The 20,278-nt window shown below is 45.7% G+C and carries 14 protein-coding genes and 1 pseudogene; 9 read left to right on the top strand and 6 right to left on the bottom strand.

What is annotated here, in order from left to right:
- Nucleotides 1-29: 29 nt before the first annotated feature.
- Complete coding sequence (gene lldD, locus ABMY42_RS12275) at nucleotides 30-1,169, bottom strand: FMN-dependent L-lactate dehydrogenase LldD (protein ID WP_005452916.1); 1,140 nt, start codon at nucleotides 1,167-1,169, stop codon at nucleotides 30-32.
- Between the two features lie 291 nt (nucleotides 1,170-1,460).
- Nucleotides 1,461-3,152: an L-lactate permease gene (locus tag ABMY42_RS12270; protein WP_005452915.1), complete on the bottom strand. Its 1,692-nt coding sequence runs from the start codon at nucleotides 3,150-3,152 to the stop codon at nucleotides 1,461-1,463.
- A gap of 156 nt (nucleotides 3,153-3,308) precedes the next feature.
- Here ABMY42_RS12270 and ABMY42_RS12265 point away from each other — a divergent pair, with 156 nt between their 5' ends.
- The gene (locus tag ABMY42_RS12265) at nucleotides 3,309-4,208 is read left to right on the top strand and encodes a LysR family transcriptional regulator (RefSeq protein ID WP_005452914.1); all 900 of its coding nucleotides are present in this window, start codon (nucleotides 3,309-3,311) and stop codon (nucleotides 4,206-4,208) included.
- Nucleotides 4,209-4,345: 137 nt separating this feature from the next.
- Nucleotides 4,346-6,385 (top strand): prolyl oligopeptidase family serine peptidase, encoded by a 2,040-nt coding sequence (locus ABMY42_RS12260; protein WP_349266344.1) that lies wholly within the window; start codon nucleotides 4,346-4,348, stop codon nucleotides 6,383-6,385.
- Nucleotides 6,386-6,666: 281 nt separating this feature from the next.
- Here ABMY42_RS12260 and ABMY42_RS12255 read toward each other — a convergent pair whose 3' ends face one another.
- Together ABMY42_RS12255 and ABMY42_RS12250 are read right to left on the bottom strand one after the other, a co-directional pair.
- Nucleotides 6,667-8,298, bottom strand: coding sequence for an ABC transporter ATP-binding protein (locus ABMY42_RS12255; protein WP_349266343.1), 1,632 nt, complete (start codon nucleotides 8,296-8,298; stop codon nucleotides 6,667-6,669).
- 101 nt (nucleotides 8,299-8,399) lie between these two features.
- On the bottom strand, nucleotides 8,400-8,897 hold the full coding sequence (locus ABMY42_RS12250; protein WP_005452911.1) for a hypothetical protein: 498 nt from the start codon (nucleotides 8,895-8,897) through the stop codon (nucleotides 8,400-8,402).
- 197 nt (nucleotides 8,898-9,094) lie between these two features.
- Here ABMY42_RS12250 and ABMY42_RS12245 point away from each other — a divergent pair, with 197 nt between their 5' ends.
- The 3 genes from ABMY42_RS12245 to ABMY42_RS12235 all read left to right on the top strand — a co-directional run bounded on the left by ABMY42_RS12245 (nucleotide 9,095) and on the right by ABMY42_RS12235 (nucleotide 15,146).
- A complete protein-coding gene (locus ABMY42_RS12245) occupies nucleotides 9,095-11,455 on the top strand; it encodes an ATP-binding protein (protein WP_005452910.1) in 2,361 nt (786 codons plus the stop codon).
- A gap of 227 nt (nucleotides 11,456-11,682) precedes the next feature.
- Nucleotides 11,683-13,311 (top strand): methyl-accepting chemotaxis protein, encoded by a 1,629-nt coding sequence (locus ABMY42_RS12240; RefSeq protein WP_005452908.1) that lies wholly within the window; start codon nucleotides 11,683-11,685, stop codon nucleotides 13,309-13,311.
- A gap of 206 nt (nucleotides 13,312-13,517) precedes the next feature.
- Nucleotides 13,518-15,146 carry a methyl-accepting chemotaxis protein gene (locus ABMY42_RS12235; protein WP_005452906.1) on the top strand — a complete coding sequence of 543 codons (1,629 nt, stop codon included), beginning with the start codon at nucleotides 13,518-13,520 and terminating at the stop codon, nucleotides 15,144-15,146.
- Between the two features lie 63 nt (nucleotides 15,147-15,209).
- On the opposite strand, the gene ABMY42_RS12230 is transcribed toward ABMY42_RS12235, so the two are convergent.
- Nucleotides 15,210-15,956 (bottom strand): flagellar brake protein, encoded by a 747-nt coding sequence (locus ABMY42_RS12230; RefSeq protein WP_017189597.1) that lies wholly within the window; start codon nucleotides 15,954-15,956, stop codon nucleotides 15,210-15,212.
- A 142-nt stretch (nucleotides 15,957-16,098) separates the two neighbouring features.
- On the opposite strand from ABMY42_RS12230, the pseudogene ABMY42_RS12225 reads away from it, so the two are divergent.
- Both ABMY42_RS12225 and ABMY42_RS12220 read left to right on the top strand, forming a co-directional pair.
- A pseudogene (locus ABMY42_RS12225) lies at nucleotides 16,099-16,374 on the top strand (GNAT family N-acetyltransferase).
- Nucleotides 16,374-17,363 (top strand): phosphotransferase, encoded by a 990-nt coding sequence (locus ABMY42_RS12220; protein ID WP_152164553.1) that lies wholly within the window; start codon nucleotides 16,374-16,376, stop codon nucleotides 17,361-17,363. Before ABMY42_RS12225 ends, ABMY42_RS12220 begins: the two are co-directional and overlap by 1 nt.
- Nucleotides 17,364-17,454: 91 nt before the next feature.
- On the opposite strand, the gene ABMY42_RS12215 is transcribed toward ABMY42_RS12220, so the two are convergent.
- Nucleotides 17,455-17,955, bottom strand: a complete 501-nt coding sequence (locus ABMY42_RS12215; protein WP_005452898.1) for a GNAT family N-acetyltransferase — start codon at nucleotides 17,953-17,955, stop codon at nucleotides 17,455-17,457.
- Between the two features lie 683 nt (nucleotides 17,956-18,638).
- Here ABMY42_RS12215 and napG point away from each other — a divergent pair.
- Nucleotides 18,639-19,409 carry a ferredoxin-type protein NapG gene (gene napG / locus ABMY42_RS12210; RefSeq protein ID WP_005452896.1) on the top strand — a complete coding sequence of 257 codons (771 nt, stop codon included), beginning with the start codon at nucleotides 18,639-18,641 and terminating at the stop codon, nucleotides 19,407-19,409.
- Nucleotides 19,409-20,263, top strand: a complete 855-nt coding sequence (gene napH, locus ABMY42_RS12205) for a quinol dehydrogenase ferredoxin subunit NapH (protein ID WP_045486394.1) — start codon at nucleotides 19,409-19,411, stop codon at nucleotides 20,261-20,263. The genes napG and napH overlap by 1 nt, the downstream gene beginning before the upstream one ends.
- The last annotated feature ends 15 nt before the right edge of the window (nucleotides 20,264-20,278 follow it).

Here is a 20,278-nt window from a genome sequence, read left to right as displayed (position 1 = left end):
TTTTTTGTTAGGGGGAGAGTCGGTAAGGTCTATGGAATCTTCACCAAAGAATCACGCGACAGATCGGCGATAGTTTTTGCGCCAGTGAGTGTCATCGCTACGCGCATCTCTTTGTCATACAAATCAAGCAAGTTTTCAACACCCGCACCGCCTTGTGCCGCTAGGGCGTAAACAAAAGAGCGACCAAGCAACGTACAGTCAGCACCAAGCGCCAACATACGAACGACATCCAGACCAGTGCGGATACCGGAGTCGACGAAAATCTTTAGGTCACCTTTTACTGCATCTGCGATGCTAGGCAGAGCTTTCGCTGTCGAAAGGACACCGTCAAGTTGACGCCCACCGTGGTTGGATACAACGATACCGTCTGCACCGAAGCGAACTGCGTCTTTTGCATCTTCTTCGTCTAGGATGCCTTTGATGACCATTGGTCCGTCCCAAAAGTCACGAATCCACTCTAGATCTTTCCAAGAAATCGAAGGATCAAAGTTTGCACCGAGCCAGCCAATGTAATCTTCCAGCTTCGTTGGTTCGCCACGGTAAGTAGAAATGTTCCCTAAGTCGTGAGGTTTACCTAATACACCGACATCCAGTGCCCAGCTTGGATGGCGCATGGCTTGGAATACTCGGCGCATCGCCGCATTTGGACCACTCATACCAGAGTGCATGTCACGGTAACGAGCTCCTGGAACTGGCATATCTACGGTGAAAACCAGTGTCGTTACACCTGCCGCTTTCGCGCGCTCAAGTACGTTCTTCATAAAGCCTCGGTCTTTTAGAACATACAGTTGGAACCACATTGGGCGTTCGATCGCAGGTGCGACTTCTTCAATAGGACAAACGGATACCGTTGACATGGTGAAAGGAATGCCTTTCTTTTCTGCGGCTTTCGCGGCTTGTACTTCGCCACGTCTTGCGTACATACCAGTAAGACCAACAGGAGCAAGTGCGATTGGCATAGCAAGTTTCTCACCGAAGATCTCAGTCTCTAGGCTTAGATCGCTCATGTCACGCAGAACACGTTGTCGCAACGCAACATCACCTAAATCATCGGTGTTGCGTTTCAGCGTGCGCTCGTCGTATGAACCACCATCAATGTAATGGAAAAGAAATGGAGGCAGCTTGGCTTTCGCAGCAGCGCGGTAATCTGTAGAAGCAGAGATAATCATAATAGTGTGTCCTGGCTGTTATTCTAAGATTGCGTCCTGAGTCAATGAGCACCTGCTCTGTCAGTGTTCCACTGACTGCCATCCTTTCGGCAGTCGACGTCAGAATAGAGTATAGATAAGTGATTGAGCTGTGGTGGATTCCATACACTGAACAATCAATTATCTGCACTGAAAAAGACTGGTACACCGGTCGGGGGATTGATGCAGCAAGCCACACCAAAAGTGTCGGGGTAGTAGTGCAGACCGATGTACCAGAGAAAGAGCAGGGCGGGGGAAGCCCTGCATGTATTATTAATTCATTAAAGCGTCGGTGATTTGGAAACCGTAAATTAGAATCAGACCGATGATGCCAGTTACCACGAGGTAGTAGAACGTTGGAATTACCGTCTTACGCAGCGTTGCACCTTCGCGTCCTAACAGGCCAACGGTTGCGGATGCAGCAACCACGTTGTGGATAGCAATCATGTTACCCGCAGCTGCGCCTACCGCTTGTAGAGCCACGACAATGGCACTTGAGATGGTCAGTGTCTGTGCTACTTCGAACTGGAATTGGCTGAACATCATGTTCGACACTGTGTTAGAGCCGGCGATGAATGCACCAAGGGCACCAACGGTAGCACTCAACGCCGGAAATGCTGAGCCAACTAGGTCTGCTGCGAAGTTTGCCGTGGTTACTGGCATACTTGCGAGATCTGCACCGTTGACACCTGAGTTAATGAAGATACGAACCATCGGAATGGTGAACACAAGAACGAAACCTGCACCAATTAACGTCTTACTCGATTCGCCAAACGCTTTACCCAATGATTTCGCACCACCACCTTGTAGAAGAACCGCAAGCAATGCTACGAAGACTAGGATGCCACCAGGAAGGTATAGAGGTTGAATCGCTGTGCTGATGCCTGTCTCGCCAAGAATATTACCAAACGAAAGGCTTACGCTCTTAAGTAGACCTTTGAATTCAGGGCTAACACGGCTTGCAACAAGGATAATCGCTAGTAGTACGTATGGAGCCCATGCTTTGGTCAGACTCATTGGTTTGCCTGGGTTGTCATCCAGATTGATCTTTAGAGAGCCGAGCCATTCTGCTGGCCATTTATCTTCGCTTTCGAAATCCCATTTTGTTTTTGGAACAAGGAAGCCTTTCTTCGCCGCGGTAACCACAATGGCTAGACCCACTAGACCACCAATGAGTGATGGGAACTCTGCACCCAAGAACACGCCTGTAAGTGCGTAAGGAACGGTGAAAGCAACACCAGCAAATAGTGCAAATGGCAGAATGTCTAGACCTTCGCTCCAGCTCTTGTTTTTACCGAAGAAGCGAGTCAGCATCATTGCCATTAGTACAGGAATTAGCGTGCCAACGGTCGCGTGAATCATTGCCACACTTGCGGTGATTTGTTGCAGGTAGGCATCCCACGTTGAACCGTGTGCGACAAGTGCTTCACCAATGTTGTGTGTATCTAGACCTTTATTCACACCCACGATGATTGGTGTACCAACCGCGCCAAATGATACTGGTGTTGATTGGATCATCATGCCCATCAATACCGCAGCAAGAGCAGGGAAACCAATCGCAACCAATAGTGGTGCTGCGATGGCTGCAGGTGTACCGAAGCCCGATGCACCCTCAATGAATGAACCAAAACACCAAGCGATGATGATGGCTTGCACTCGACGGTCTGCCGAAATATCAGTAAATCCATTGCGGATAGTCGTGATCGCTCCGGTATGTTTTAAAGTGTTGAGCAAGAAGATGGCACCGAACACGATCCATAGAACAGAGACAGTAATTCCTAACCCTTGGAATACAGAGGCCAGTACGCGAGTAGCTGACATATCCCAAAACATTAGGGCGATAGCGACGGTTAGACCGAACGCAACAGGCATGGCTTTTTTAGCAGGCCAGTTGAGACCAACCAATAATATGGCGGCGACAACAATTGGCGAAAACGCCACAAGGGCAAGTAGGGTTTCACTCATTGGTACATCCTCGTACGCTGACTTCTCGAACGGCTTTATGCTGTAGAGATGATTTTTGTTGTAATGGTTTTGTTAATTTGGCGTGAATTTACCCCTTTATTTTTTATAGATATAGGGAAATAATGAAATTAATTTATTCCAAAAGTGACATAATCGATGCGTGCAGACGACCTAATCCTATTCTCTCAGGTAGTAGAAATGGGCAGCTTTAGTAAGGTGGCTGAAGAAAATAACCTTACAAATTCGGTAGTTAGTAAAAGAATTGCTCGATTGGAAGAAGAAATTGGCGCTCAGCTATTATATCGAACAACGCGTAAATTGACCCTGACCGAAGCGGGAAAGGTTTTGTTACATAGTGCTAAAAATGTGAAGCAAGCCACTCAGGAGGCTATGGATGCAGTTTCAGGCTTTGGTGAGAATGTCAGTGGTCATATTAAAATGTCGGTGCCGACTATCTCCGGTGATTTGATTCTAGCGGACGCGGTTGCAGAGTTTTGTAATATGCATCCTGGTTTAACAGTGGATATGTCGCTTGATAACCGCTTTGTCGACTTGGTTGCTGGTGGTTTTGACTTGGTAATTCGTACCGGCTACTTGGAAGATTCCAGTCTGATTGCGAGGCATATTCTGGACTCTCAATGGGTAGTATGTGCTTCTCCTTCTTACATTGCTAAACATGGTAAACCGATCGAACCGATCGATTTAACGACACACAACTGCTTGCAATACGCCTATCAAACCACGGGGGCAACGGATTGGCAGTTCAAAGGCAAAGATGGCGATTACATCGTTAGAGTCTCTGGATGTTTCTCGACAGATAACGCTACCGCATTACGAAAAGCAGCTTTGGGTGGGCACGGCATTGCCTACGTACCGCGTTGCTTGGTTTATCACGACATTCGTAGTGGGGAGTTGGTGGATATCTTCCCAGAATTGGTTGGTAAAAAGCTAGGTATCTACGCGGTTTACCCTTTTACTCGTCAACCGCCTAACAAAGTGAAGCTTTTAATAGAACACATTCGAGAGCGATATCTCACTATCTCACATTACTTTTAGTCGGTTCATAAATATAAGAAATGTTTCAATCTATTGGTTGAAATTCTATACCTGAACCCTAAGGTAGGTATTGAGAATAAATCTCAATAAAATAATAAAACTAAACACTTAACTTCAAATGGAGTAACACGGACGTTATGCATTACCCAAAAACTCGTAAAGATTCTGTCGTCGACACTTATTTTGGTCACGACATTGCAGACCCATATCGTTGGCTGGAAGACGATTTGAGCCAAGAAACCGCAGAGTGGGTTTCAGGACAAAACTCAATCACCTTCGATTACTTAGGTCAGATTCCTTTCCGTCAACAAATTCGTGAACTAGTGGCGAACAGTCAGAACTATGAAAAGTATTCTCAACCTTTTGTTCATGGTGACTATACCTACTTCTATAAAAATGACGGTTTGCAAAACCAGAGCGTTTTATACCGCCGTAAAGGGGATGAAGAAGCGGAAATCTTTCTCGATCCAAACACGTTTTCAGAGGAAGGAACGACATCGCTTGGGGAAGTGAAGTTCTCTAATGACGACACTCTTGTTGCCTATTCAATTTCTGAGGGTGGTAGTGATTGGCGTAAGATCTTTGTCATTGACGTCGAAACGAAAGAGCAACTTGAGCCTGAAATCGTAGATGCTAAGTTCACTACGATTTCTTGGCTTGGCAACAAAGGCTTTTATTATGCAAGTTATGACAAACCAAAAGGCAGTGAGCTTTCAGCGCGCACTGAGCAGCACAAGCTTTACTACCATGAGCTAGGCACATCACAATCTGAAGACAAAGTGATCTTTGGTGCATTGGAGTCACAAAAGCACCGTTATGTAGGAGGAGTGACAACCAAAGATGATCGTTTCTTGATTATCACTGGTGCAGAATCGACATCAGGAAACAGACTGTTTTATGTCGATCTTACTTCAGAAGAGCAAGCAGTGAGTACGCTTCAAGATACTGTCGAAGGTGACACTTATCTTATCGATAACCAAGATGACACATTGATCTTTTACACCAATTTGGATGCGCCAAACGGCAAGGTGGTTGGCTACAACACTCAATCTCAACAATGGACAGAGATCATAGCCGAGCAGGAACAACCACTGGATATCAGCAAAGGTGGTGGTTATTTGTTTGCCACTTACATGGTTGATGTTCTCTCCAAGGTTCAGCAGTTTACTTATCAGGGGGAGTTGGTACGCGAAGTCACTCTACCCGATCAAGGCACCGTATATGGCTTACAAGGCAAAGCAGAAGACAAGACGCTTTATTATACTTTTACTAACTACGTGACCCCTCCAACCATCTTCTCTTTTGATGTAGAAAGTGGTGGTTCAGCGCTTTACCAAGAATCAAAAGCGCCGTTTGACCGTCAAGAATACGAATCTCAACAAGTGTTCTATACCTCGAAAGATGGCACGCAAGTACCGATGATCATCTCTTACAAAAAAGGCACCAAACTCGATGGTAGCGCACCAACCATGCTGTATGGCTACGGTGGTTTTAATATCAGTTTGACGCCGATGTTCTCGGGAAATGTTGCGAACTGGCTAGAACTGGGCGGCATCTACGCGGTGGCAAACATGCGTGGTGGCGGTGAGTATGGCAAAGCTTGGCACAATGCAGGTACTCAACAACAAAAGCAAAATGTGTTTGATGACTTTATTGCCGCAGCGGAATATTTGATTGAGAAGAACTACACCAGTTCAGAGCGTCTTGCGATTCGTGGGGGCTCAAATGGCGGCTTGTTAGTTGGTGCGTGTATGACTCAGCGTCCAGAGCTGTTTAAAGTCGCGATTCCTGCGGTTGGTGTATTGGATATGCTTCGCTACCACACCTTTACGTCTGGTGAAGGCTGGAAGTACGACTACGGCACGTCAGAGCAAACTGAGGCTATGTTCAAGTATCTACTCGGTTATTCACCCGTACACAACGTGAAAGAGGACGAGTCGTACCCTGCGACGCTTGTCACGACCGCAGACCACGATGACCGTGTGGTACCTGCACACTCATACAAATTCATCGCAGAGTTGCAAGACAAGCATCAGGGAGACAATCCAGTATTGATTCGTATTGATGTTAACGCTGGACATGGCGCGGGTATGCCTTTGAGTAAACAAATCGACCTGACCACGGATGTTTACGCGTTTGCGTTACATAACATGGGCATTACTGCACTCGATATTTAAAGGCTAACGACCTGACGCTAAGTTGTTTTCTTTGGCGTCAGAGGCTAGCAGCCAGTCAGGTGGGAGATACCATCTGAAACACAATAAAAAATGCCGCGAAATCATTCGCGGCATTTTTCATGGTTGGGGGAACTCAATTTGATAGTTAGGGTGACTAAGCCTAACTTTGAACCAACCAGTCTCGGCGGCCAAACCGAATGGCAGCTATACCATTTTCGTAGTTATGGTGAAAATCTCACCATACTTTAATCCTAGTGTATGAATATGAAACTGTGATTAATCTAAGCAGCATCATGTTGATTTTCATTGTTTTCAAGATCAAATGAGGCATCAATCAGCTTTCTAGTGTAATCACTTTTCGGGTTATGGAAGATCTCTTCCGCAGTCCCTTGCTCCATTACCTCACCCTTTTGCATGACCAATACACGATCAGAGAGTGCTTTAACGACAGAAAGGTCATGGCTGATAAAGAGGTAGCCAATATTGTGCTTTTTCTGCAGATCTTTTAGCAAATCAATGACGGTTAACTGAACAGAGCGGTCGAGAGCTGAGGTTGGCTCATCAAGCAAAATGAAAAAAGGCTCAAGAATCAACGCGCGCGCAATCGCAATACGTTGACGCTGACCGCCAGAAAACTCGTGTGGGTAACGGTTAATAGATGCTGGATCTAGACGCACTTCACGCAGCACATCACGCGCCTTTTGCATTCGTTCCGCTTTGTTCATTTGAGGTTGATGAACGGTTAGTCCTTCAGTAATGATTTCGCCAACGGTCATACGAGGCGAAAGCGAACCGTATGGGTCTTGGAAAACCATCTGCACGTCTTTCTTCAGCGCAAAGCGTTCTTTGTCCGTCAGAAGCGCTAGGTCTTGCCCTTTGAACTGAATTTTCCCCGTTGACGGCAGTAAGCCAATCAATGCACGACCAAGGGTTGATTTGCCGGAGCCAGACTCGCCAACGATACCTAGGGTCTCTCCTTGTTTTAACGCTAAGGAGATGCCTTTCACGGCTTCAAAGTATTCATTTTTACTCGCAATGAAGTGAGGTTTAACAAGAAACTTAACGCGGATGTCATCGGCTTTTAGTAGTTCAGTCGCATCTTCTTCAATTGGGTCTTTGCTGCCTTTTGGAATCGAATTAATCAACATCTTAGTGTAATCATGTTGCGGGTCTGAGAAGAGCGCTTCAGTGATGCCCTCTTCGACGACTTCACCTTTACACATGACTAATACTCGGTCTGCAAAGTGCTTCACAACGCCTAAGTCATGAGTGATAAATAGGATCGCCATGCCCATCTTGGCTTGAATCTCTTTAATCAGATAAAGCACTTCTGCTTGGACGGTGACATCGAGCGCAGTGGTTGGCTCATCAGCAATCAGGATATCTGGTTCGTTGATCAATGCCATGGCAATCATGATGCGTTGCAACTGACCGCCTGAAAATTCGTGCGGGTACTTATCATAAGCTTGTTGAGGATTTGGTAGATGCACCAAATCGAACAGTTCAAGTACTTTTGCTTTGGCTTGTTTTTTACTTACAGGGCGATGACACATAATGGCTTCTGCCACTTGAATACCAACGCGCATGTAAGGATTGAGTGAGGTCATCGGCTCTTGGAAGATCATGCCAATACGATCGCCGCGGATACTCTGCATCTGACGTTCGGTTTTATCTAGTATGGACTCGCCTTCGAAGAAGATAGAAGAATCTGTGTGCAAAATGGCATTGTCTGGCAGCAGTTTCATCAACGCATTGGTTGATACTGATTTTCCTGAGCCGGATTCGCCTACGATAGACAGTGTTTCACCAGCTTTGAGATCAAAGCTCACCTTCTTTACTGCATCGACGATACCATCGTTTGTCGTAAAACTGACAGATAGGTTACTCACCGAAAGAATGGTTTGTGTGGACATCACGTTTCCTTGTGTATCGAGTTGTTATTACTTTTATGCTGTCGCCTTGCCGTGGCAAATTCCTATGCCTTATCGCTCAAATGATCAATCATCTTGAACGATCAATTATATAGCTGAGTCGCTCCGGTTTCTGCAGAACTCATGGTTTGTAAATACAAGAACTGCTCATGAGCACGAGTGACATGATCGAGCTCTATCATCCACTCTGCATTTCTCTGAGCAGAGCAAAACGCTGCCATATGAGCCAACAAATCTTCACTGTGCTTGCTGAGCATCTGGCTCACTCGACCAATTAAATCGTGGCTTTCTAGCTGTAAAAACTGGAGTAGCGCATAAGATTGATTAAGAGCCGAGAACGCTTCTTGCTGCATTCCGAGTTTGTTTAGGATTTCAGATTGCGCCACGCTGGCATCGCGTAAACCACTCACTAAACATACGAACTGGCATGGCTTAGTTTGTTCATTTTCAAGAGCGGAGTGAATGTGATTTGGCAAATGGTTGAGCACATCTTCGTACAGACGATGGGCTTCAGGCCAGTGACCTTGCTCCATCAATTGCTCTGCTTTCAAGTAGCGCATCCAGCATTGCTCAATATTCATCATCGTCTCCACAAAATTCGATTTGGATAGATATTAAATGAAATTAATTATCAATTGCAAGTGCGACTTATTAGCATTTTAAACTTAGAACAGCTGCTCGTAAAATGTGCAAACGAACCGGGGTGGAAGATAAATCACTTAAATTTAAACAAATAATCTCTACACTGAGGTAAAGACAATAAGAAAAGGAGGCAAGTATGGCAGTACAAAGATTGGAAGCTAAACAGCTGTATTCTGTAGCTGAGTTAGAGAATATGCCATGTAAGTCGACCAAGGAATTACCTCCGATTGACGAAATTGTTGGACAAGAGCGCGCACAAAAAGCGGTTGAGTTTGCTATGTCAATCAAGGAGAAAGGGTACAACATCTACGCCATAGGTCAGAATGGTCTAGGTAAGCGCACGATGATCCTGCGCTATTTAAACCGTCATCAACATGATGCTGCAGCACTGTTTGATTGGTGTTACGTTGCGAACTTTGAAGATACGCGTATACCGAAAGTGCTTAAGCTGCCTTGTGGCATTGGTAATAAGCTGAAAGTGGATATTGAAAAGCTGATGGGCAAATTGCTTAACGCATTGCCACTCGCCTTCGATAACGAGATGTACTATAGCCGTGCCGATCGCCTAAAAAACCAATTGGCGAATAAGCAGCAATCAGAGTTAGACAGTATCAGTAAAGAAGCCAAAGAGAAGGGCATTAGTCTAACGATTACGGCACAAGGCGATTACCAATTTGTGGCGATGAACGGTGAAGATCTGCACACCGAAGAATCTTTCGATGAGCTAAGTAAGAAAGAACAAGAGTATTTCGGCAGCAGCATTGATGAATTGGAAATCAGCCTGCGCAACATGGTTCGCGAGTTGACCGAGTGGGAAGACACGTTCAGTGAGAAGATCAAAAAGCTCAACGATGACGTGACTCTGGATGTGATCACCCATTTCATTAAGCAATTGAAATTGGATTATGCAGAGTACCCAGAAATCAAAACGTACCTGACCGATCTGCAAAAAGACATTGTTGAAAATGCAGAGATCTTCTTGGAGCAGAGCGGAGAGCAAGGTGAGATTGCAACAGCATCTTTAGATAAGAAGCTCCCACGCCGCTACAAAGTAAACGTGTTGGTGAGTCGTAAAGATTGTGAATTCCCTATTGTGGTGGAAGAAAACCCAAACTATCACTCACTGTTTGGCTCAATTGAAACGGCGACGTTCAAAGGTACCGTGTTCACGGACTTTTCTTTGATTCGAGCTGGTAGCTTACACAAAGCGAACGGTGGTGTGCTGCTGATGGATGCACAAAAGGTGCTTGAGCAACCTTATGTGTGGGATGGGTTGAAGCGCGCATTGCGTTCTCGCCAATTGAGCTTCACTTCGCTAGAGAAAGAGGTGACGTTGACTGGGGCGGTTTCGCTCGATCCTGAACCGATTCCATTGGATATCAAGATCATCTTGTTTGGTGATTACCGCACTTACCAATTGCTACAACACTACGATCCAGAATTTGGTGAACTATTCCGTGTTACGGCTGATTTCGAAGATGAGATGAAGCGTACACCGGATTCGGAACTACAATATGCACGCTTTATTTCAAGCGTGGTGAACGACAATAATATGCTGCATTGCGATAAGAAAGCCATCGCACGTATCATTGAATACAGCTCTCGTTTGTCTGGTGACCAGACGAAGATTTCACTGCACTCTGCCAACATTGCAAACCTATTACGTGAGTCTAACTACGTGGCTCGCCAAGCGAACTCCAATATGATTCGTATCGGACACGTAGAAGAGGCGCTGAGTAATCAGGAAATGCGAGTGAGTCGTTTGCAAGACAGCGTGATGGAAACCTTTGTCAACGGCACGACTTTGATCCATACCGAAGGTTCTGCGGTAGGGCAGGTTAATGCATTGTCAGTGCTGAGCACCAGCGATCACATGTTCGGTGCACCTAACCGAATTACAGCGACTACTTGTTATGGTGATGGCGACGTGATTGATATCGAGCGAAGCGTTGATCTTGGCGGCAGCATTCACTCGAAAGGTGTGATGATTCTGTCGGCTTATCTATCGTCTGTATTTGGTAAGACGGCACGTGTTCCACTGACAACCACGATTACTTTCGAGCAATCATATGGTGGTGTTGACGGTGACAGTGCGAGTATGGCGGAGTTCTGTGCGGTAGTATCGGCATTCTCGAAGCAGCCAAACCGTCAGGACATTGCTATCACAGGTTCGATGAACCAATTTGGTGAAGCACAGCCTATCGGTGGGGTAAATGAGAAGATCGAAGGTTTCTACGATGTGTGCGAAATTAAAGGTCGTCACGATGGACAAGGGGTGATTATTCCGCGCTCAAACGTACATAACCTGATGCTTCGTTCTGACATTGTTAAAGCGGTAGAGAAAGGGGACTTCCATATCTGGGCAATCGACCATGTTACTGAGGCTGTTGAGCTGTTCACTGGCAAAGCGGCGGGCGAAGCAACAGATGAAGGCACATACCCAATCGATACTATTTTTGGTTTGGCACAAGCTAAGCTCAATGCGTTGAGAAAATAGGCGCTTATTAACATAAAAATTGATAGAAAAGCGTACAAATTTTCATAACTTGTCATAACGACAATATCCCGTCGCACTTGACGGGATATTGTCGATAAAGTTATGAAATTGATGGCTTTTCGTTCTGGACAAAAGTGTGATCTACCTCTAGTATTTGCCTCCTTGTTTATTCGTCTGGGAATAATCCCATCGCAAGGAAGCCAACACTCAAATACCTGAGGTTACTCATGCAGCTATCACTGAAAAACTTGTCGGTACGTACGCAAGTTTTGGTTCCAGTTTTATTCACCGCGATCACTCTGTTTATTACATTGTGGATCACTCAAAACAACCTAGAAGCAGAGCAAGAATTGGTTGCTTCTAACTCCGATTCTCTTGTGTTCTATAAAGACACATTAGCGAAAATCGATGACCAAGTTTACCCATTGCGCATAAGCGCGGTTTACGCGATCTACGATGCTTCTCGTCGTGATGCATTCCTTGCTGATCTAAAGTCAGGCGCGAAAGCGATTGATATCGATCTTGATCTTGTTGATGAGCGCGGCACGTTCAGTAAAGAAGCGCAAAAAGTACGTCAAAGCATCGATGCATACATTGATTACTCAACACGTGCTGTAGAGTTCTTCAACCGTCATGATCGTGGTCTGGTTTCTGATAGCGAATACACAAACTTCATCTCAGGTTACCGCCGTGTTGGTAACGAAATGGTGGCAACCATCAACGCACTATCACAACGTGTGAATGAGATTGCGACTGAAGCAACTGCAGCAAGCGCTCGTGAGCATACTCGCGTACAAAACAACGCAATGATCTCTGTGATTGCGGTATTTGCGTTCTCTTTGCTGGGTGCTTGGTTCCTATCTGGCATGATTGTTACGCCAATCCAAAAACTGCAAGAAGTGATGCGTAAGCTAGCAGGTGGTGACCTGTCAGTGCGTGCAGACATTGATGGCGACAACGAAATTTCTCAGCTAAGCAAAGACGTAAACCAAACAGCGAAACAGCTTCACGATACGGTTGATCAATTGATGCGCATCAGTGAAGAAGTGGCGTCTGCTTCAACAGAACTTGCAGCGGTAATGACGCAAGCTGAAGCGAATGCACAACAAGAATTGGCTGAAATCGAGCAAGTTGCATCAGCGGTTAACGAGCTAGCAAGCACAGCAAACAATGTGAGTGATAACGCGACATCTGCAGATGCGACTGCGCGTGAAGCTGATGGTCTAGCACAGTCTGGCTTGTCGATCTTCCAAGAGAGCGCTCAAGCAAGCGAGCAGATGTCTCAAGCACTGAACGATGCAGCACAAGTGGTATTGCGCCTAAAAGAGCAGTCTGTTCAAATCAACGATGTGATTGAAGTGATTCGTGGCGTATCTGAGCAAACTAACCTTCTCGCACTGAACGCAGCGATCGAAGCTGCACGTGCTGGTGAATCTGGTCGTGGTTTTGCTGTCGTAGCAGACGAAGTTCGTATGCTGGCAGCGCGCACTCAAGACTCAACTCAAGAAATCTCATCAATTATTGAAGAGCTCCAAGCGCAGTCTGGTCTTGCAAACGACAGCATGCAGGTGAGCCTAGAAATGCTTAACCGCAATAACGAGCTGACACAACAAGCGAACGATGCGTTGATTGGCATTACAGAGTCTGTTGCAAACATTAACGATTCAAACACGCAAGTGGCGACTGCCGCAGAAGAGCAATCTCAAGTAACTCAAGACATCAACCGTAACGTGGTTAACATGTCTGAACTGGTAAACCAAAACGTAGCAGGCATCAGCCAAAGCGCGAGCGCAAGTACAGAGCTTTCTCACCTTGCTGAGAAACAGAAAGAGCAATTGAGCTTCTTTAAACTATAAGCAATCCGCGCCAATTGATATTACGAGAATCCCTAAGCGAAGGCTTGGGGATTTTTTTATCCATAATTCCAGCATTTTATTGAGCTTGCTTATCAATACGATAAACATAATTTGTTGGCTGAAAGTTACTGATATCTATAACATTCCCGCCCATTTTACAAAACTTGACGTGCCCCCACGTCTTTTATTTTTTTATTGGTTCGGAAATGCAGAAATTATTAAAAAACCTGTCAGTCAGAATGCAGGTACTTTTGCCAGTTTTGGCAACGGCGTTAGCAGTGGTTATTGCTCTGTGGTTCACACGTAATGAGCTACAAGTAGAGTTAAAACGCAGTACGGAGAATAGCGAGTCTGTCATTCTGTACAAAGACCTATTGTCAGAAATCGACAACTTGGTTTATCCCCTTCGAATTAACGGCATTTACGCCATGTACATCCCTGAGCGTCGCACAAATTACATCAATGAGCTCAACAATATCGCAAAAGAGATAGACAATAAGGTAAGTCAAATTGGTGCGAACCCAGCTTACCATTCGCAAACTAACGATGTGCGTGAGAAAGTAAGCGCATATATCGAGCAAGCTCATCGAGTGATTGATGCTGTGACAAAATACGATCAAGGTTTACTCAGCGCAGATCAGCGTGAGGAGATGATCACTCAATACCGCCGTGCAGGTAACGACATGGTGACAGTAATGAATGCGTTGTCTAAGCGTGTTAATGAAGTTGCTGCAGAAAGCATGGCAGAAAGTGAACGTCAAAACCTACGTGTGCAAGACAATGCGACGTTCACGGTTCTGTCAGTGTTTGCCCTAACGCTTATCGGTGCATGGTTACTGTCTGGCAAGATAGTGACACCAATCATCAATCTACAAGGTGTGATGCGTCAGCTTGCCCAGGGTAATCTGAACGTGCGTGCGGAAGCGGATGGTGAAAACGAAATGGCGAAACTAAGCCAAGATGTAAACCTAACCGCAGAACAATTGCGTAGCACCGTAGATCAATTGATGCGTATCAGTGAAGAGGTTGCTTCGGCGTCAACCGAACTGGCTGCTGTGATGACTCAAGCAGAAGCTAACGCGCAACAAGAGTTGATCGAGATTGAACAAGTCGCGTCGGCAGTCAATGAATTGGCAAGTACCGCAGACAATGTAAGCAGTAATGCAACAGCAGCAGACTCCACGGCACGTGAAGCTGATGGCTTGGCGAAGTCGGGCTTGTCCATTTTCAAAGAGAGTGCACACGCTAGTGAACAGATGTCAGAAGCACTGAACGACGCAGCTCAGGTGGTTCAGCGTCTTCAAACTCAGTCTGAGCAAATCAGCAACGTGGTTGAGGTGATTCGCGGTGTATCAGAACAAACGAATTTGTTAGCGCTGAATGCTGCGATTGAAGCCGCTCGTGCAGGTGAATCCGGACGTGGTTTTGCGGTCGTAGCGGATGAGGTTCGTATGCTGGCTGCTCGCACTCAGAAATCAACACAAGAGATCCAATCCATCATTGAAGAACTGCAAGCGCAATCGGGTTTGGCGAATGACAGCATGCAAGTGAGCTTAGATATGTTGTCTCGCAACAACGAGTTGGCTCATCAAGCGAACCAAGCGTTGGTGGGAATTACAGAGTCTGTTGCAGACATCAACGACTCAAATACACAAGTTGCAACGGCGGCAGAACAACAATCTCAGGTGACTCAAGACATCAACCGTAATGTGGTCAATATGTCTGAACTGGTCAACCAGAACGTTGCTGGTATTAGCCAAAGTGCAAGTGCAAGCAGCGAGTTGTCTAAATTGGCGGAAAAGCAAAAAGAGCAATTAAGCTTCTTCAAATTGTAATTTGAGCAGAAAAGCAAAAGGCACCGACTATCGGTGCCTTTTTGTTTTGGGTGCTGAGGAGGGTTATCCCTTCAGCTTCAGTTTCGTGCCATCAAATTTAAGATGGCTCAATAGGTTCTTTGCATTTGCTTTGCCGAAGTCATCAAACTCCATGCCATATCGCGCGTAATGTGTGGATTTCTGTAAGTTGCAGATTCGCCCTTTGAGTGGTGCGAGCATACGCCCATTCCCGGGCATCGCGATATCCAACGTGACAAGATCACCAACTTGAAGTGTTCGGCTCATCGGTGAAGTCACAAAGCGACAACCGCTTTTTGATAGATCTCGAATTTCGCACTCTGCACGGAATTGTTCAAACTGGAGTCGAGAGCGTAAGTTCACTTCATATCGCACTTCTTTTCTCAATTGGTAGACCTGCATGGTATTTGGCAAGCCTAAAACTAAGAGTGGATATGGGTCTCCAAGGCGATGTTGAAGTTGTGCTCGAAAAGGAATAACAGCGCCTTCACCACGGTGTGAATAAGCTTTCACGTTAATCCAAAATCCCTCTTGAAAATAAAACTTTAAATCGTCATCGGAGATATTTGGGATCTCAATTAGCGCGGTATTGTTGGAATGACAGCCCATAAAGGTGCTGGTGGTGATGAACTTAGTCCCCACGGGCGTCGTAACATTCAATGTCACTTCACTACCGTGCTCCACCATTGCCATTGCATCAGTGCTGTTTAATGTTGTTGCCTGACGTTCAGGTGCATTTTTGCTTGGCTGAGACGAACGATTGTCCCTTGCACTCGTCATCATATTTCTCATTATTATTGTCGTACCTAATGTGAGAAGACGTTTCGCGCTATGTTATGGTAATACTAAATTACTAGACTATTGCGTGGATATCATTCTATGCAGTCGCATAGCGAGTTTCAATAAAGCACAAGTGAAAAGTGGGGCACGGATAATGCAGAAAGTGACACAAGACACAACAAGCCAAATTTTTTGGGTCGATTTGGAGGAAAACCACAAAGCGAAAGTGGTTTATAAGCTCGATGGGCAAGAGATGCATATCATTTCAACGCTTATTCCTGAAGAAGTAAGAGGGAAGGGGTATGGCAAAGTGATGATGGAAGCTGTTTTACCAGAGATCGAAGCGTAAGGTTATCGCATTGTACCCGTTTGCCCATACGTGATTAAATACATGGCAACGCACCCTGAATGGGCACATTTACTCGCATAATGGAGCCAATGAATAATCCGCTTTATCAGAACATCGGTGACGAGCTAGCGCTTGGCACTTTAGAGCACATCGATGTGATTCAATCTTTATGGGGCGGTTATGGGGAGTTAGTTCGACTGACTTTTCTAGACCGTTCCGTTATCGTAAAACACGTCAAATTACCAAGACCGTCACAACATCCGAGAGGGTGGAATACAGACCGCTCGCATCAACGTAAACTGCATTCTTATCAAGTTGAAGTGAGTTGGTATCAGCACTTCAGCCAACCTGTTGATGAACGTTGTCGAATTCCACAAGGATTGAAGTGCTTTCAGAATGAAACAGAGTGGTTGATTGTGATGGAAGATCTGGCTCTGGCGGGTTATCCAAATGTCGTCAAAGACGCGACCAAAGGTCAGTTAAAAGCTTGCTTGACGTGGTTAGCCAACTTTCATGCGCGCCATATTGGGGTTCGCCATGATGAACTTTGGCAAACCGGAACCTACTGGCATTTGCAAACGCGACCGGATGAATTGGTTGCGTTACAAGATAATAGGCTCAAGCAACGCGCGGAGAGCATTGACCAAACGTTGCGTCAGGCTCGGTTTCAAACCTTAGTGCATGGTGATGCCAAGCTGGCAAACTTTTGCTTTAACGAACAAGGCTCAGCGGCGGCAGCGGTAGACTTCCAGTACGTGGGGCATGGCTGTGCGATGAAAGATGTTGCGTTGTTTATGAGCAGTGCAATCGAGCCGAGTCAGTGTACTGAGATGGAGTCTTGGGTGTTAGATAACTATTTTTCTGCGTTAACGAATGCGCTGAATCACTACCAGCCCGACCTTGATAACAACGTCGTCGAGCAAGAATGGCGACCATTGTTCGCACTTGCTTGGGCTGATTTTCAACGATTTGTGAAAGGATGGAGTCCAGAGCACTGGAAAATTAATCCCTATACGGAATCACTCACCAAACGCGCCCTCGATGAGCTCGATTTAGGTTCTCACCAGTAAATAAAAACTCCCAGGAAATTGCTGCGTTATACCCAAGCACCTTTAGGTTACTTGGGTATTGGTGCTTTGGGAGGTTTATCGTTAGTGTTGGTTAGTTTTTCGGTTTTTTGATGCGAGCCATACTGTAAGTATTTATAAACTCACCATCACGAAAAGATGCATCGACAAACTCGCCTTCTATCTCGAAGCCATGTTTTTTGTACAAGCCGATGGCTGCCTCATTGTCTGAGTTTACTTCAATATGTATGCGTCTTACATTCAACCAATTATCCGCCAACTCGGTGACCGTGCTGATCAATGCGCTGCCAACCCCTAAACCGTGGTACTTATCATGAACACCAATACCAAATGATGCGGTATGTGATGTTCTTGGACGCTGTGAGTGATGAAAGCCTATATTTCCGACTACTTTGCCATCGATCTCTGCGACATAGCTATACACACCTGCTGGTATCTTCGATAACCGTTCGACCCACATAGCGACAGATGGCTTAGGGAGTTGCAGGGTTTCACGTTGTGCTTTTGGTTGTGAATAAATTTCGACTAGCGCAGCAGCGTCTTCAACAGTGGTTGGACGAACGATAATTTCCATGCTTCTCTCCTTTGTAGTTTTTTGGAATTAACTTCAATCTAACGAGAGAATTCTATTTTGAATAGCATTTTTTGAACTTTATAGGCTAAATCGCTTTTAATTTAGTGGGTTATCGAGTGCTTATTTCAATTTTTTATAGTGAATTATCATTGAAAACACCAATGAGAGTGATTTTGTGTTGAATTTTTATACTAAAGAACTTCTCCTTTATGGGGGATAATGGTGAAGTTGCATACCCAAGTAACCTTGAGATGCTTGGTTCCGCGAGAATGACTTGGTTTGTAGATGCGGCGGCGATTTAAAGGTCTAGTGGGTCTAAATCAAGAATCAACAACAAAGTATATAAGCCAAGGCCCTTACTATTTGCAAAGAGTGCCCTTAGGGAGGGGGTCATTGACTCGATCTCTGCTTCAAATAACTTGGAAAGAGCTCGCCGTTCCAAGTTGTTTTCCTTGACCTCGAATTAATGACAACGCTCTGAGTCCAGCATCTTGAAGTTGCTTGGGTATATTGATCGAAATAAAGCCATTTCACCAAAATGTGAACTGGGTATCTGCAACGAGTTGATTTTAATCAAGACAGGTTGGAGTTACCTCTTATGGGGTATGGGGAGACCGCCTTTTTAACGCTATTTATGCTTAACTTATTTAAGAGCAATTAGAGCGTAGTTGAGGAATATAATAATGAAATCCTCTCAATCAAAAGTCTCGCAAAGTCGGCGACGATTCCTGCGTGACACCGCACGCACTGCGGCTGGTGTTGGTGCTGCGGCTTGTGTTCTTGGCTTGCAGTCAATGCAAAGCCAAGCGCGAGAAACTAAAGGCGTACCGATTCGACCTCCTGGCGCGTTACCTGAAGGTGAATTTGAATCGGCTTGCATCCGTTGCGGGTTGTGCGTTCAAGCATGCCCTTACGACACGTTAAAGCTTGCTAGTTTACTGTCTCCTGTCGCAACAGGTTCTCCTTACTTCACTGCGCGTGATATTCCATGCGAAATGTGCGAAGACATCCCTTGCGTCGTCGCTTGCCCAAGCGGGGCTTTAGACCATGATTTAACGGACATTGACGATGCAAGAATGGGAACGGCTGTACTTATTGACCATGAAACCTGCCTCAACTGGCAAGGTTTACGCTGTGATGTTTGCTACCGCGTATGCCCGCTGATTGATGAAGCGATAACGCTAGAAAACATCCGAAATGATCGAACGGGTTATCACGCTAAATTGATTCCAACGGTTAATTCTGATGTGTGCACTGGTTGTGGTAAGTGTGAGCAAGCATGTGTGCTAGATGTTGCGGCGATTAAAGTTGTTCCAACAGATTTAGCCAAGGGCAAAGTTGGTAGTCACTACAATTTTGGCTGGCAAGAAATCGACAAGCCGCTCGAAAACGTATTGCCTGAAGAAACACCTGTGCCTAGTGGTGCTCTAGAGTCGCTTAAAGGAGGTCAGTGATGGCCAAGAATTTAGCGCAAGATGCTGGCAAAGAAGCTGTCGAGAAGCTTGGCTGGTGGCAAGCGCATCGTTTTCTTATTGTTCGCCGATTGTGCCAATTGACGATCATTGCTCTGTTTATGGCCGGTCCCACATGGGGCATTCTGCAAGGTAACTTATCTTCGAGTATGTTGCTTAATACAGTGCCGTTAAGCGATCCTCTGATTGTTCTCCAATCGCTGGCGACAGGTCATATCCCAGAGTTTAATGCTCTGCTAGGGGTTGTGATTGTCTTAGTTTTTTACGCGATTCTTGCCCCGAGAGCGTTTTGTGCTTGGGTGTGCCCTTTGAACATTGTCACAGACTTTGCGGCGTGGTTGCGCAGAAAGCTTAACCTTAAAGCGAGCTACCGTTGGTCGCCGAACATCCGTTATTGGTTGATCCCTGCTCTAATGCTTGGCAGTGCGATATCAGGTTCTGTACTTTGGACATGGTTGGACCCCGTCGCCGCCCTTCATCGAGGCTTAGTCTTTGGCATGGGTGCTGGATGGGTATTGATACTACTTGTGTTTGTGCTGGATTTACTCTTGGTTGAGCATGGTTGGTGTGGTCACTTGTGCCCTCTGGGAGCAATGTATGGCGTAATTGGTAGTAAGAGTTTGTTGCGAGTGACGGCTGTTCGTCGAGAAGATTGTACCAAGTGCATGGACTGTTTTTATGTATGTCCTGAACCAGATATTCTGCGCCAACCCCTCAAAGAAGGTGACCGACGAGTCATGGATCAAACTTGTATGAGTTGCGGTCGATGCTTAGATGTGTGCCCTGAAAAAGTGTTTGAATTCCAAAACCGACTCAAGGTGAAGAACATTGATTAGTGGTCCAGTTAAGCT

Origin of the sequence: Vibrio sp. SSH13-20, assembly GCF_040104475.1 — a bacterium.
Lineage (GTDB): Bacteria > Pseudomonadota > Gammaproteobacteria > Enterobacterales > Vibrionaceae > Vibrio > Vibrio harveyi.
Note: the sequence above shows the minus strand (reverse complement) of the source record. Positions and strands in the feature narration are given on the sequence as shown.